This window comes from Duganella sp. 3397 (genome assembly GCF_031456625.1).
Classification (GTDB): Bacteria; Pseudomonadota; Gammaproteobacteria; order Burkholderiales; family Burkholderiaceae_D; genus Rugamonas; species Rugamonas phyllosphaerae.
This window is the reverse complement of sequence record NZ_JAVDVB010000001.1, coordinates 215,967-230,746: the sequence shown is the minus strand read 5'-3', so window position 1 is coordinate 230,746 and position 14,780 is coordinate 215,967. Positions and strand designations below refer to the sequence as shown.

15 protein-coding genes are annotated in these 14,780 nt (G+C 48.2%); 6 read left to right on the top strand and 9 right to left on the bottom strand.

What is annotated here, in order from left to right:
* Positions 1 to 3 precede the first annotated feature (3 nt).
* The 3 genes from J2X54_RS01000 to J2X54_RS00990 are packed head-to-tail and all read left to right on the top strand — an operon-like array spanning position 4 to position 5,680.
* Positions 4 to 1,194, top strand: a complete 1,191-nt coding sequence (locus J2X54_RS01000) for a hypothetical protein (RefSeq protein ID WP_310176765.1) — start codon at positions 4 to 6, stop codon at positions 1,192 to 1,194.
* Between the two features lie 23 nt (positions 1,195 to 1,217).
* Positions 1,218 to 3,794, top strand: coding sequence for a sensor histidine kinase (locus J2X54_RS00995; protein ID WP_310176764.1), 2,577 nt, complete (start codon positions 1,218 to 1,220; stop codon positions 3,792 to 3,794).
* 14 nt (positions 3,795 to 3,808) lie between these two features.
* Positions 3,809 to 5,680, top strand: a complete 1,872-nt coding sequence (locus J2X54_RS00990) for a hypothetical protein (RefSeq protein WP_310176762.1) — start codon at positions 3,809 to 3,811, stop codon at positions 5,678 to 5,680.
* A gap of 71 nt (positions 5,681 to 5,751) precedes the next feature.
* Here J2X54_RS00990 and J2X54_RS00985 read toward each other — a convergent pair whose 3' ends face one another.
* From J2X54_RS00985 to tnpA, 7 genes are all read right to left on the bottom strand, one after another.
* Positions 5,752 to 6,267: a hypothetical protein gene (locus tag J2X54_RS00985; RefSeq protein ID WP_310176759.1), complete on the bottom strand. Its 516-nt coding sequence runs from the start codon at positions 6,265 to 6,267 to the stop codon at positions 5,752 to 5,754.
* A gap of 2 nt (positions 6,268 to 6,269) precedes the next feature.
* Positions 6,270 to 6,773: a TniQ family protein gene (locus tag J2X54_RS25710; RefSeq protein ID WP_404990870.1), complete on the bottom strand. Its 504-nt coding sequence runs from the start codon at positions 6,771 to 6,773 to the stop codon at positions 6,270 to 6,272.
* 5 nt (positions 6,774 to 6,778) lie between these two features.
* Positions 6,779 to 7,594, bottom strand: a complete 816-nt coding sequence (locus tag J2X54_RS00980; protein WP_310178374.1) for a TniB family NTP-binding protein — start codon at positions 7,592 to 7,594, stop codon at positions 6,779 to 6,781.
* A 107-nt stretch (positions 7,595 to 7,701) separates the two neighbouring features.
* Positions 7,702 to 8,211, bottom strand: a complete 510-nt coding sequence (locus tag J2X54_RS00975) for a hypothetical protein (RefSeq protein WP_310176757.1) — start codon at positions 8,209 to 8,211, stop codon at positions 7,702 to 7,704.
* Entirely contained in the window at positions 8,208 to 9,797 is a 1,590-nt protein-coding gene (tnpC, locus tag J2X54_RS00970) for an IS66 family transposase (protein ID WP_310176755.1), read from the bottom strand. The genes J2X54_RS00975 and tnpC overlap by 4 nt, the downstream gene beginning before the upstream one ends.
* A gap of 21 nt (positions 9,798 to 9,818) precedes the next feature.
* Positions 9,819 to 10,175: an IS66 family insertion sequence element accessory protein TnpB gene (gene tnpB, locus J2X54_RS00965; protein ID WP_310176752.1), complete on the bottom strand. Its 357-nt coding sequence runs from the start codon at positions 10,173 to 10,175 to the stop codon at positions 9,819 to 9,821.
* On the bottom strand, positions 10,175 to 10,504 hold the full coding sequence (gene tnpA / locus J2X54_RS00960; RefSeq protein WP_310176750.1) for an IS66 family insertion sequence element accessory protein TnpA: 330 nt from the start codon (positions 10,502 to 10,504) through the stop codon (positions 10,175 to 10,177). Before tnpA ends, tnpB begins: the two co-directional genes overlap by 1 nt.
* Before the next feature lie 194 nt (positions 10,505 to 10,698).
* On the opposite strand from tnpA, the gene istB reads away from it, so the two are divergent.
* Positions 10,699 to 11,475, top strand: coding sequence for an IS21-like element helper ATPase IstB (gene istB, locus J2X54_RS00955; protein WP_310176747.1), 777 nt, complete (start codon positions 10,699 to 10,701; stop codon positions 11,473 to 11,475).
* Between the two features lie 201 nt (positions 11,476 to 11,676).
* Here the strand turns inward: istB and J2X54_RS00950 are convergent, their stop codons facing one another.
* Both J2X54_RS00950 and J2X54_RS00945 read right to left on the bottom strand, forming a co-directional pair.
* Entirely contained in the window at positions 11,677 to 12,351 is a 675-nt protein-coding gene (locus J2X54_RS00950; RefSeq protein ID WP_310176744.1) for a hypothetical protein, read from the bottom strand.
* A 218-nt stretch (positions 12,352 to 12,569) separates the two neighbouring features.
* Positions 12,570 to 12,872 carry a hypothetical protein gene (locus J2X54_RS00945; RefSeq protein WP_310176741.1) on the bottom strand — a complete coding sequence of 101 codons (303 nt, stop codon included), beginning with the start codon at positions 12,870 to 12,872 and terminating at the stop codon, positions 12,570 to 12,572.
* Between the two features lie 511 nt (positions 12,873 to 13,383).
* Between J2X54_RS00945 and J2X54_RS00940 the strand changes: the two genes are divergently transcribed.
* Together J2X54_RS00940 and J2X54_RS00935 are read left to right on the top strand one after the other, a co-directional pair.
* Positions 13,384 to 14,244, top strand: a complete 861-nt coding sequence (locus J2X54_RS00940) for an AAA family ATPase (protein ID WP_310176739.1) — start codon at positions 13,384 to 13,386, stop codon at positions 14,242 to 14,244.
* The gene (locus tag J2X54_RS00935) at positions 14,241 to 14,753 is read left to right on the top strand and encodes a hypothetical protein (protein ID WP_310176737.1); all 513 of its coding nucleotides are present in this window, start codon (positions 14,241 to 14,243) and stop codon (positions 14,751 to 14,753) included. Before J2X54_RS00940 ends, J2X54_RS00935 begins: the two co-directional genes overlap by 4 nt.
* Positions 14,754 to 14,780 lie beyond the last annotated feature (27 nt).

Here is a 14,780-nt window from a genome sequence, read left to right as displayed (position 1 = left end):
ACCATGCAATCAAAGCTTTTGGAAATTGTCCGAGCAGAACACGCGGGTGTTCGCCGCGTTTTGGACCCGTTCATGGGGGCCGGCACAATGCTTACCGAAGTGATGGAACAAGGGCTGGACTTTGCCGGCTATGACATTAATCCTTTGGCCATTCTGGCTTGCAAGGTTAAAGCAGGTCCATTTTCCACTCTTGATTTGAAGCAGCGGTCAGACGCACTATTGGCGCAAATAGCTGCTGATACGGGCAGATCTTACGAAGCGTCCTTTGACGGCATGGCAAAATGGTTCTCTAAAAGTACGTCAATTGGCCTGTCTCGAATTTGCCGTTCCATTAAACAAGTTGAGGATCTATGGACGAGGCAGTTCTATTGGCTTTGTTTAGCTGAAACCATTCGCCAGTGCAGCAATTCAAGAACATCTACATACAAGCTTCATATAAAGCCCAATGATGAAGAAAGTTCTAACCTGGCTAGCACCATCGAAATATTTAAAAATACTGTTTCTGATAACGTTTCGAGAGTGATAGTGCAAAATCGCTTATTTTCGGAAAGTGGCGTCATTGATGCACAGGGTAAATACTCTGGAAGCCTGGACATAAATTTCCAAGACGTTACTACGTTAAATTCGGATCAAGTCCCAGAAAAATTCGACCTGCTATTTACATCACCGCCCTATGGCGATAACACCACAACAATACCGTACGGGCAATTTTCATATTTGGCGCTTAACTGGATACCAGCTGCAGATATTTGTCAATCTATCCCACTCAATATAAATAAAAATACGCATTCCATAGATTCTGCAAGTATTGGAGGGTCGTTAAAAAATTCGAAGATCAAAGCGGAGTCGCTTTTTGAAAAATCAGAATCTTTTAAAGAATTTTTCCTTGGGCTAGGTGACGAAAAGTCGTCGCATTCAAAAAGATTGAGTAGCTTTTGTTTTGATCTTCATAAGGGCGTGGAGGCATTTTCTAAACTCATGGCGCCGTCCGGATATATGGTTTGGACACTCGGCAATCGCTCTCTAGCTGGTCAAAGGGTCCCGCTGGATAAGATCGTATTCGAGTTATTGGAGCATCATAATATTAGACGTGTCGCTCAATTTGTCAGGCCTATTCCTAGTAAAAGAATGCCAAATAGAAATAAATCGTCAAATACTATGGACACCGAAATAGTTATTATAGCTGGCGCATAGAAATCAAATATAAATAAAATCATATGACTGAGATCTCAGCAGAAAATGTCGAAACAAGCGCAAAACTTGAGCTAAAAGTTGCAGCGCACGTTGTAATTCAGCTCGGAAGAGAACTGGTCTCTGACGAAGAACAGGCGTTGCTTGAGTTAGTTAAAAATGCATACGACGCGAATTCTCCTGATTGCGTAATTCATTTGGATCCCGACTGGATACCTCCGGAGGATGATATTCGTCTTGAATTTCTCACCCCGCCAATAAGCAAGCAGAAGCGCGAAAAAATGGAAGATGGCGCCGACGAAGAGAGCGCATCGGTGGAAGATCAAGAACCCGAGTTAGTTGTTCTTGATAAGAAGCAGCTAAGCGGCCGTATTTATATCGTAGATCGGGGTGATGGTGCTGCTCCTGAAGATGTCCATCAAAGTTGGCTCACGGTAAGTTTTTCTCGTAAGCGTCCAGAGATTGGCCATGCTAAGCGTTCAGATGACGGTAAGCGTGTACCGGTTGGCGATAAGGGGCTTGGCCGACTTGCAACTATGAAACTCGGCCGAGTGCTGACCTTTACTACTGCTCTTCCAGGTGCTGCGGTTGAAACCTCGACAAGCTTTTGCTGGGACGATTTCTCGAATGTGCAAACTGTAGATCAAGTTCGTGTCAGAGAAACAAAAATAGAGAGAGAAGTAGATGAGCGTGGTTCGACAGTCGAGATTATTGGCCTTCATGACCCTGACCGCTGGAAATCTCAAGAAAGTGTTACGCGCCTTATAGGGCGGCTCTCGGCGCTGGTAAATCCTTTTTCGCCTATTCCAGATTTTGAAATAAAAATATCGAAAAAAGGAAAGCCCTTTGATTTGCAGCAGGTAGGGCAAGACGCGCTAAAATTTTCTCCCGCAAGCTTTGAATATAACTGGGATGGAGCTCACCTAAAATGTGGGGCAAAGATATCTAGAGGGTTATTTAGAGGTACAAAGGGCGACGCTGCTAAAAAGGCATTTGAAAGAGTTTTCTCGGATGAGGCCGAGGTCGAAAAATTCTTGACCTGGGTTAAGCAACATAAAAAATACTCGAAAAAGCTCACTATTACTGGTAGCTCTGCTAAAGCAACTGAAGTATTGTTCACTTGCGGAATGCAAGAAGATTTATCGACGTTCCCGACGTTTAAAAATTTTCCGCTTGCTACTAATCCTGGAAAATTTAACGGTAATTTTTATTACTTTCTTTTTAATGAAGACGAAATTGCTAAGTTAAAGACAATTCAAGCTGGAAAAGAACAGATTCAGAATATGAGCGGCGTCGCTGTTTTTAGAGACGGATTTAGAATACGCATGCCAGATGATTGGATTGGATTGGCAGAAGGCACGACAAGTGGTGGATTCTTCTATCTTCGACCGCGCAACACTTTAGGATATTTCTCTCTGAGTAATGAATTCAATTCTAATTTGATTGAAAAATCAGATCGAGAAGGATTTGTCGATAATATTCATTTGCGCGGCTTTATGGCTCTCTCGCTAAAGTGTAGAGATTATGCCAATATGATTTTGGATACAGTCAGAACTGCATTTACGGAATACGAACGTAGCCTTGTTTTAAAAGAAAGTGATACCTCGGTAAAGAGTATTTCTAAAAAGTTAAAGAATTCGAATGATAGTATGAATGCCGCTATCAGTGCGGCACGCGAAGATATTAAAAAAACTTCTTTAAGTTTAACTGACGCGCGTTCTATTATTGAAAATTCTGATCAATCTGAAAACAATACGGTTGCTATTTCGAACGCGCTTTCTGTCATAGAGAAATCATTATCTACTTTCGAAAATAGACTTAGCAATATTGGAGGCAATGCAACCGAAATTAGTAATGCGTCGAATGTTCTCAAATCTATCCATGATGAAACCGTGAATAAGCAGCTTCGCTTACTAGAGGCAGCGTCAGTGGGACTTAGCGCTAGAATGCTTGTTCATGAATTGCACACGTATTTAGATCGAATTGAGGGCGCGGCCAGGATACTTGTTAAGAAGATTCGCGGTACCGAGGATATAGAGACTCGTCGTGCGTCGAGCGACTTATCTAGCGCAGCTAGTGAGCTTAGAAAAGTGGTTTCAGCAATTGATCCTTTGCTTCCGGGAAGCCGTACTATCAGAGAAATCTTCTCCGCTAAAGATGTCGTTGAGAAAATATTTGAAAATAGAAAGTCCATCGCGGAGATTTCTGGCATTCGGTTCAACATCGAGGGTGTGCAAAACCTGTGCGTAATTAGGTTTAATATGACTAGGTTTTATCAAGTTATAGAAAACCTGCTCCAAAATAGTTTGTATTGGCTACCCAAGAGCGAGCAAAAAGACAAAATTGTTAATGTAAGATTTTCTCCCACTGGTTTTTCATGGTGGGATAGCGGAAACGGCATAGCTAGCACCATTGAAGAGAGTTTGTTTGATGTTTTTGAAACATCCAAACCCGCTGGAGAAGGTCAAGGACTAGGTTTGCATATAGTTAAAACTTTCCTAGAGGCTGAAAATTGCTCAATAAGTTTATTGAACGATAGAAATGAATCCGGCCTCCGTTATATATTCGCCCTTGATTTATCTGGTGCGGTTGTGTCGAAATAAAAAATGAGGTAGATGTGGAAAATAATTTTTCTGATACTGTAAAATCGCTTAAATTTACTACTGTCTATTGGGTCGACGATGAACACGCTAAAGATACAGACGTTGGCTTACCCGGACTCATAACGCTGTTAGTCGATCGCATTGCAATACTTGATTCAAAAAAAGTTTCTGCCCTTATTAGCGCATTTGATGAGGTAGCGCGACCTCCGCTGCAAGTACTTGCGAAGGACTGGGATAAACATGAAAAAAATCTGAAGGCCGATAAAGATTCAGATTTCGATACCGTCTTAAGTTGTGAGTCAGCGATTAAGAAAGCAATAGAATTGCAGGCTGATAATGCTATCGCGAAAGTACAGAACGCTTTAGCAGCGCTTCCCGGCGCACTTTCCTCTAGGCAAAAAGAAATTATGGCCACCATATTTTCGCAGTTGCCAGAAACCGTTGAGTTGAAACCTATTTCTTTTTCCGACTGGGCGCGCGACAAAAGTAATATTTTATTAAAGCATGATTCAACAAACACCGCTTTATTTTTGCTTGATCAGCAAAATGTCGTGGAAGTTGGCGCGCCTGATGGAAAATCTGTGGTTGCAGACATCATAGGTGCGGCAAAAGAGAAGATTGATACTTTTCATATTTTGATGGTGACCAGTTTGTGCGAAAAGGATGGGGAGCACAAGCATGCAACTAAGTTTCTAAATGAATTGAATGAAAATAACAGTACTGATGGCAACGAACGTATGAATGGGCTGGCCCAGGTAAGCCTGGACGTTCCTTTGTTTGCAATGTCCAAGTCAAGGCTGAATAAAATTGATGTTGCTGATTTAGAAGCCGCAAAGTTGGAATTTGAGCATTTATTAGTCGATTATTTTGTTCGTATTAAACTTTCAAATTTAAGCAAGCAGTTTGCGGTTGAAACGAAGGAACATCTTAAATCTGCAGTTGAGGAAGCATATAAAAAGTTACGCAGAATGTCACTCGAAGAGTTCATGTATGCGGTAGCAGGCAGTCCTAGATCGGAAGGCGTTTCTGAGTTGGATGCACTGGTGAGAATGTTGGCTGTAGAACAACGTCGCGCGTTAACAGAGCAGATTGTAAATCATGACAGTGTTCGAAAATTGCTAGGTGAAATGCGCGGCTTGTCGATTCCATTTGACTCCTTAAAAGATTTAGCGTCTGGAGAAGGGTTGATCGCGCTTCGCCACTCGGAGGCATTTGAGCCGGCGATATCATTAAATAGTTTATTGCAACCTATTACCTCTGGCGATATATTTACGTGTAGTTTGACGCGAAAAATAGATGAAGAAACTATAGTTGAAAATAGAGATTTTGTTTTGGTGTCAAATGCATGTGATTTAATGCTACGTGGCGATACCGGAAAAAGAAAATTAGCTCATCAAGCGATATTGCTGCCTTTAATAAAATCAAAGTCATCTGATGATGTCTTTAAACTTCCTTGCCCCTTGACCAATGACTCAAACGGCGCCGTTTGGTTTAGTGACATTTACACAGTTCCCTTGGAGGTACTGGATCTATGCTCCTACCGTTCGGATGGGAAAGCGATATGGGAAAAAGGTGCTTACGCTAAATTGGGGAGAAATTTACTTGAATCCCAAATTAAACGTGCAAAAGAAATTGAATCTATTCTTTCTGAAGGCACAATATGCAACATTGTCAAAAAATCTTCCGCGATGATGGCTATTTCTATTAAACCGGGCGAGGATAAAAAAGCAATTTCTGCTAACTTCTCTATTCAACGGATATCGAGATTAACGCCACCGATCGCGGGTGAATTAGTGCACAAATTCTCGGTATTTATGGGGCGGCCAGCATTGGATTACGATTATTCAACTAACAGAACTTCGGTTGAGCCTAGTGCCATAGAATAATTGCTAGGAGTTGAATTTTAAGAAATTTTTTATTATTTTTTTAGATTATTTATTTTAGAAATTTTTTTGAATTAACGAGCTCGATCACGCCAATCAGATAATCCGCCTGTGATTTTTGTATAAAACTCAGGCGGGTATTCAAAGTCCTTCAATAAAATGTTGTAACGGACAGCGCCGGCATGCCATGCGTTTTTTAGTCGTGCAGGAAGATCAAGCAGTAGCCAGGCCGCAAGTTGCGCCAAGTAATGGCGTTGTTCGATGGGGCGAACTTCAAAAGAAGTATAATTACCGAGTAATGGTATTTCTTCTAGATTGAGATTGCCCAAAACGTGCGTTTTCAGTGATGCATGGGAATTCTTGGTACTCATAATCTTACAAAGTTGGTGCAGTACGGAATAATGACCGAGATTCCATCCGTCTTTTAGCATCGAAATGTTCGTGCCGCCGAGATGGTCGTTTGTCGCTAGAATTTTTTCATATGATTGTTCATCCAGTACCAGAGGGTCAGAGCTGGATGCGTAACGTAGATCAAATTTGCAGGCATGACATCGGAATAATTCTATTTCTTCAGCATCGGGATTAGACATATCTAATCGATGAACGGCGATCGCCTTCCCGCACTCGAGCATCTATCGAGTAACATTTTCCGGTGAGTTGTGCACACTGTGTTTAGTGCGATACGCCATTGTTTTCGGAAATATGGAATTGAGTCGCTACCTAAGCATTGCGGGCAGAATTGCAAACCATATCCGTTTCGCTTTCGATGGTACATTTGAAGAACAAGAATGCAATGTAATGGGCCTGCTGATCTAAACCTACGATACAGTGTTCCTTCATATGCACGAAGAGTTGTTTTAAAAACGATTTCAGGCGGAGTTCCGGTGCGGTTGGTTAGCTCGTCCATAAGCCATTTTGGTGCCAGCCTGTCGATATCTCTGTTCCATATTTGCCGCTGACTTCCGAAGATAACATTACAAAAAGTTTGAGCCTTCATACCGTGCCCGTGTGCCAGACGCACAAGCCAGCACGACAATAATTCATCCGGTAGCGGCTTGTAGTGTATCGGCCAAATTGTGGAGGAGAGGCGTCTCATGTTGATCAGAGGCGTTTATGCTGCTTTCGCTTTGACGGCGGCACCCAACGTAGCGCGGCGATGCTGTCCAGAGTAATCTGTTCGGACTTTGACCGTATGGCGTCAACTGCGAGTTCTTTAACCAGGTCGCACATGTCGCCGAGCATTCCCTCACTACGTGTGTGAATCGCTAGCATCATTTGTGGATCCTTCAAATTTGATGCCTGTCTGAGTGGTGCGCGTAGCTCCAGTGTAGCCAGTAAGGAGCCAAATTCGTTGTTAGCTAGCCAGGTGGGTAATTCTTCCGGTGTGAATCGGCTCGACATTTGAGGGTCGGTATTGAAGACATTGTAGGCGTCCTCGATACCGGCAGCGACAATGCTGATCATGGTCTCATTGCCTAGACTTTTAAGCGCGTTCCCGAACTCTTGTTGCCGATTCAAGCTACCTGCAATGAGGTGGTGAATTTCGTCGACGATCAGCATGCGAACCTCCATTTGCCGAAACAGCCGCTTTATTTGAGAATATTTTTCCTGGACCGATGCGGTTGGTTTGTAGGGCGTCATCAAGGCATCTAGTATGCGGGTGTAGAAATCCGATATGTCGGGCTTCGGTGGCGCCTCCACCATTACAACGGGGCAAATTGTTACTTCCCCTGTAGGATCAAGATCGGGCTCGTGCATTGACATGAAGCGCTTGAGTATGGATGTCTTTCCGTTGAATGACGGCGCTACCAAAAGCATGTTTGGCATGCGGGTAATGCGCGGATATTCCAGCAGCTCTTCCATACGTTCGAGGATGCGCTTCGCATCCCTGTAGCCCAGCCAGGCGCCTGTCCGTATTGCAAATATGCGGTAAGCGATCCATAAACCTCAACCTTGCCCACGGATCTGACGGACGGCATGATGATGGCATTGAGGTTGATGCCTGACGAGCCAGATCACATTGTTTAGGTTCGCTTCGCTAGCTTCGAGATAGGCGTGAATGCGATGCAGTTGACGAAGTTCATGGCGGCGAGCATGACATAGTTGTCCGTCGTTTCGGGAGCGACGGTGGTCAACCATTTGTTGAGCTCGTCGGTGACATGGGCAAGCAGGAGTTTTTCCGGATGGGCTTCGAGGTACTGCATCATGGCGCGCTGGCGTTGTACCGGTTTCAGGTCTTCGCCGAAGCGCACGGTGGCGACATAGCGTCCCATTTGCTTGTCCAGGTCGGCTTCGGTGATCAGTGGCCAGGGCAAGCCCGACTGCTTCATCGACTGGAAGCAGACGAACAGCAGGTCAAGCACTACCTCGATCTTTGCCAGCGAGACGCCCATGCGCTGGAGTGCGAGCGCTGAGCCGAACAGGTTTGGCTGAGTGAGGAACAATTCGTTGGCCAGCGCCTCTTTTTGCTCCATGCCCATGGCACGAACTGTTTTGATGGCATCGGTAAGTGCCGCCAAAGAGATGCGGCTCATTGCAGGACACCGGTCGGTGCGCTATTCTGGATGCCGCTTGCCGCGCTCAGATTCCAGGGCAGCATCGCTTCAACGTCTTCGACGGTTTTCGCAGCCGGCAGGTCGCGCAGCACGCGTCGCAGCCAAGCGTAAGGCTCGATGCCGTTTGCCTTGGCTGTCTCCAGCACCGAGTAGATGACGGCGCTGGCGTTGGCGCCGGCCACCGTGTCGCTGAACAACCATGCCTTGCGGCCGACGACGAACGGACGGATGGCGTTCTCGGCGCGGTTGTTGTCGATCGGCAGATCGCCGCGCTCCGTGTAGCGCGTCAGGCGCGGCCAGTGGTCGCGCAGGTACGACAGCGCCGTTCCCAGCGCGCTCTTGGGCGTCACGCCCGGCAGCGTCTTGTCGAGCCAGGCGCGCAGCGCCGCCAGCGCCGGCACGCTGTGCTGTTGCCGTGCCAGCAGGCGCGCGGCGGCGTCGGCGTCCTTGTAGTCGCGCTCGATGCCGTACAGCCTGCCGATCAGCGCGACGCCCTCGTCGGCCAGCCCGCGCTTGCCTTTCGGCTGTACCTTGACGGCCTCGACGAATCGACGACGCACGTGCGCCCAGCAAATTAACTGTTCGATGCCGCCGGTACGCACCAGCTCGTTATAGCCGCTATAGCCGTCGGTCATCACATAGCCCCGGTAGTCGTGCAACAGGCGTACCGGCACCTGCCCGCTGCGGCTGGCATCGTAGTCAAACACCACCACCGGCCGCCCCGGCGATCCGCCCGTCTGCACCCACATATAGCTGTTCGAGGTCGGCGCCTTGCCAGCTTCTTTGAGCACTTGCACCACAGTTTCGTCGATGTGCAGGAACGCGCCTTCGAGCAAGGCGTCGCGCATCAGGTTGTGCAGCGGCTGCAGCACGTCGGCCGCGCCGATCACCCAGCGCGCCAGCGGCAAGCCGTCAATGAACTTGACCACCAGCAGCATGACCAGCAGATCGGCGCTGGCGTTACTCTTGGGCAGGGGTTGCGGTGGCAAGGCGGCCGTCACCGGCGCATGCACGCTGCCGGGGCAGCCGTAGCGCTTGCGGATATGGCGCAGCACGCGTACCTGCATCGGCACCAGGTCGAGTTGCTCGCTGACGTCCTCGCCAATTTCCACCATCGGCGTGCCACACGGGCAGGTTCGTTCGGCGGCGGGCACGTCATGTACGACGTCGACACGTGCCAACTCAGCTGGCAATGGGCCGCGCTTGCCGCGCGCCTGCTTGGTATTGGCCTTGTCGCCGTCTTTGGTGTCGGCCGGCAGCGGTGCCGCATCCTGCGCCGCGTCGCTGCCGGTGGCCAGCGTCTCGGCTTCGTCGAACAGGCGGCCCTGGGCCGAGGACTGCTCCGAACTGGCGCCGAACATGCGGTGGCGCGCCAGGACGAACTGTTCCATCATGTGCTGCATGTGGTTCAACGCCTGAGCCTTGACGTCGTTGTGCGCGGCAATGACCGAGTGCAGCAACGTCGTTAGCGCGGCCGCATCGGTCGGCAGCACGGCCGGCAGGGACAGCTCGGGCAGGCTGTAACGCGGTGGTAGGTTCGACGGTTTGGCGGTGGCGGAAGGCATGCGACAGTTTACCAAATTCCCCTATGAAACAGAACCGAAATGCAAGGTTTTATGTGGCGGTTTCTGCCATACATCGAAGCCTTCCAGCAACCACTCGAACTGTTGCAGCGTAACCGCTTGCGTGGCGCTGTCGGCGTTGCGCGGCAAGGCGAATTTCTCTGCCTCAAGGCGCTTGAGCCACAAACAGAATCCGTTGCGGTGCCAGTACAGCACCTTGATCTTGTTGCGGTCACGGTTGACGAACACGTACAGCGCGCTGCCGAACGGATTGAGGCCCAGCTCCTGCTCGACCAGCACCGACAGGCCACCGATGGACTTGCGGAAGTCGACTGGATCGCGGCATAAAAACACCTGCTCGATGCGGCAGCCCGGATGCATCAGCGAACTCCGGCGTGGGCTTGTTCGAGGGCCAGCAGCCATGCCGGTGACGGCAGCGCGGCCATTTCCAGGCGCAGGCCTGACCCGAGCACCAACGTACAGGAGCCGGTTACCGCGCCCGCCTGCTCACTTACTACGCGCAGCGCGACGAACTTGCCGGTCGCACTGCCGCTTGCTTCGGTGACCACGGTAACGGGCGTCAGTTTGCGACGCCAGTAATACAGCGACGCCAGCGTCAACCCGTGCTGCCGCGCATACAAGCTCGCCGCTGCGCCTTCGCGCCGACACGCCTCGACATGTGAGGTCCAGAATTCGGTATCGCCAGCCATATTTGCTCCCGTTCAAATTGAAACGGCAAGCATGCGAAAATCGGACTCAGGCTACAAGGTTGGGGTTTGTGGATCGCTTACGCTCGAAGGGACGCCTCCGCCCCGTATTGACGCGCCGCAAGCCCTCAGCCTTAAAGTCGAGCCGCAGGCCGACGTGGGGCGCTACGATAAACTTAGAAATAGGAGCATTTTGAATGCAGCATGAAGCGATGCAGGACATGTTCAAGTCCCTGAAACTGTGGGGCATGGCGCAAGCCTTGGAGGACCTCGCCGGTCAAGACTCGCCAGCCTATCAGGCGGCGTTGCCGGTGCTGGCTGGCCTCCTCAAAGCGGAGACCGCCGAACGCGAGGTCCGCTCCCTCGCTTATCAAATGAAAGTCGCCAAGTTCCCCGCATACAGGGACTTGAACGGCTTCGACTTCTCGTGCAGCGAGGTAGATGAGACTTTGGCCAGGCAACTGCATCGCTGCGACTTCCTGAAGTCGGCCACCAACGTCGTGTTGGTGGGGGGCCCAGGAACGGGAAAAACTCACTTAGCAACCGCGATCGGCACCCAAGCGATCGAGCAGCACAATTGCCGGGTTCGCTATTTCTCGAAGGTGGAGGTGGTCAATATGCTTGAACTGGAGAAGCAGCAAGGCAAGGCAGGACATCTCGCGATGAGGCTGCTCTACACCGACCTGGTTATCCTGGACGAGCTCGGCTATCTTCCATTCAGTCAGAATGGCGGGGCGCTACTCTTCCACTTGATTAGCAAACTCTATGAGAAAACGAGTTTGGTCATCACGACTAACTTGGGCTTCTCAGAATGGGGATCCGTGTTTGGCGATGCCAAGATGACGACAGCGCTTCTCGATCGCCTCACTCATCATTGCCACATCATCGAGACTGGCAACGACAGCTATCGATTCAAGAATAGTTCAACCCAGCATATCGGAAAGGAGGCTAAGCCCAATCTAGCACCCGCATAACCACCAGGCTGTAAATCGAAGAGCGGGTCAGAATTCAATGCAAATAACGGGTCAGTATCTAACGCAAACTAACAGTGAAGCGCGCCGGTACCAGCAGCTCTTCCTCGAACTGCGCTACAAAATTTGATATCGAGAGATCGATCCGGAAGAGTCCTCGGTGCTGATCCGAACCCTTCCTCATTGATTCTGTCCAGCGATGTCTTAATTCGTAATGACAGTTCCAGCACCAGCATCAGGAATTTTTATTCCAATTCTTTCGAGGTGTTCGTCAACACGTTTTATCAATTCTTTTCGAATTTCAATATGAATACCAATCACCTCTTCTGCAATTTTTTTATTGTACACCGGCAGCATACTGTTGCCATGGGGTAGGAGGGCCAAATTATCCGGGTTCCCCAAAAGTGGCGCTTGCATTGATGCTGCAAAATCACTTGAGAGATGAGCGCTTTCGCTCAGCGCCGGATACCACTTACGCATTCTTTCTTCCAAATGAGAAATGCTTGGCGCATATTTTTTACTCCGGCGTCCGTCTAGAATGTGCTTTAGTTGAGCCACACCTTCGAGTTCATGACGAAGTAAACAGATAGCCGCCGCATAAAATCCTTGCATAGCTAAAGAGATAATGACCGGGCCAACCATGTTCACGGCAGAAAAAGTTGCCTCCCACTCCCGTTGCACAGGATCATTTCGCACTACTTGATGTGTTATCCCATTCCGAAGTTCTGGAGTGCTCAAGTTATTCAGCATTAGATCAAGTGATGCTCCGAGAAGTTTCGAAGTGGCAGCATTTTGCTTGAGTAAATCTGTAAATTCAGCCTCAGATATATTACATATTTTGCCAGCCTCAATTGCAATAAAATCGTCCCAATTTCTCATCGTCTATCCTATTCTTGATGTAGTTGCAGCCGTTGCTACCAATCTAAATATTAAAATTAATTTTTTTGACGCAAGCGAATGCATACGTGAGAAGAAACTATAGGTACTTGAATATGTTGCTTTCTTGCGATCATCGTAACGTATCAACCATACCACGAGTTAATCGCCGTCTGCGCCATGATGGATATTTAGAAGATAATGTCCCAACTCCACAGTCTTCATCGCCAATGCGCAGGAATCGTCAGTCCGAGCACGCGTGAAATGTTTTCGAGTGCGGCGATAATTTCGAGGTGTCGGTTTTTATCATAGGCATCTTTAGAGTCACGCTGCGATAGAATACTTTTCAACTCAGGAAGATTATGCAAGCCCAATGCGTAGAGATTTCTCCACGTTAACTCGCCAAACAATTTGTAGATGACTTCAGTGCCATCTCGATCACTAGCCAGTCGCTTCTGCCCCACTAACTTTAGTAGAGCATCTTCAGCCTCTTCTTCCGTTTCGAAAGTATGTAGATGTTGCAATTGAGCTCCAACGGAGAGGGATTAATTAGATGCCCCGGCATGAAGAAACTCCATCTTGCCGAGCAGATTTTCCAGAATATTGCACGTTGGAACTCTAAGCTGTCAACAACCATTGAGAGGCGTTCACTGGCCTGCTTTCCGCCCCAAGTATTCGTCCGCCACGAACACGATCTCGTCCTCTGCGGAGAGCCTAAGATGAGCATGTCGATGGCTGTTCTTATCAGCTAGACTGGATCCCACTGGAATCGCAGATTGAGCTTGACTTCGTCTGTGTACGTTGTACACTACGAGTGTGAATGATGTTCACAAAAATATGAAAAATTCTAATGCAGATGACCTAGTAGGCATAAACGAGATCGCAGAAATGGCAGGCGTGTCTCGCCAGGCTGTAGCAAACTGGCGAGCTAGGTTGCCAGGCTTTCCTATGCCCATAACAGACCTTGCTTCAGGTCCTATTTTTAGACGTTCTCAGATCAGATCCTGGCTGAGGCAAAACCGACGAAAGGCTAGCATGACACATATCATTTCTACCATTAATTTCAAAGGCGGGGTTGCCAAAACAACTACTTCTGTGGCGTTAGCTGAAGCATTTTCATCTGCGCTGGGCAAAAAGGTACTTGTTATTGATTTAGACCCGCAGACGAATGCCACAATTATGATGTTGGGTGAAAAGAAGTGGTTTGCTTTGAATACCGAGGGGAAAACACTTGCAACGTTATTCAAACATGCGGTAGAGCCCGACGATACTGATGAGTTTGATTTGGAAGCCACTCTCCAAAAACGAGTAAGTGACGTGTCGGATGCCAGAACTATTGATTTGTTACCATCAAGCTTAGACTTGATTGACGTCCAAGATAGATTGGCGACGATTCCATCGGGGAAATATTTTGCAGTTAATCCAATTGATTTATTATCTCGCGCGGTGAAGAATTCACTAGATGACTATGATATCGTCATTATCGACTGTCCGCCGAACTTAGGAATTATCACTCTTAATGGATTAAGAATCTCTGACGGATATATCATTCCAACCATACCTGACCACCTTTCAACTTACGGTATTCCACAAATTGTCACACGTGTACATGAGTTCGCGAAAGCAATTGACGAAAGAATTGATCCGATGGGTATTATAATAACGAAATACCAAGTTAATTCTACCGTGCATAATAACGTTCTCAGGCAGCTGGAAAAAGATGAAAAACTTCCAGTTGTGTATGAGACGCGAATTCGACAGACCAATAATGTATCGGGCGCGGCAGAATTTACCCCTGCAAAGCGTACCTTTAAACAAAAATATGGGGCAGAACTGAGTCAAACCTTCATCGAACTAGCAAATGAGATCTGGAGTGATCTTGAGGGGGATCTGTGACGATTAAACGTATTCTGTCCAGCTTTATGCGGGAAGTATTGGCAGAGGCGGAGCGAAATCCAGAATTTGCACACAAATTGGAAGACGCTCTAAACTTGTCCAAAGTGACTTCGCCTAAGGAAAAGATTGGGGAGCTCGGGCGTCCTGCCATGGGCGGCGTTGGCCCTAGACGTGCCGCCAATCGCCGAGCTGAAGCAGTTTTGGATCCAGTGCAAGTTGCGCGTACCGGGGAGGAGCATTTAAGGCACATGTTGTCCCCTTTAAGCTTGACTCAGCTACTCGACATCGTCGCCGAATTTGGTATGGACACTGGCAAGCTCGTTATGAAATGGAAAGACCCTGAGCGTGTCATAGACAGGATAGTTGAGATAGCGATGGCGCGTTCTCAAAAAGGCGATGCCTTCAGAGGAACGTCTGAGCTCACTACGCATAAGGCAGAGCAAACTTCGCACAATGAAGATTCTGACAACCAAGCTAGTGTGCTAGACAATAGTAAAAATACAGAGTGATGATAGCAGAAGAGACTAGTAGCTAAA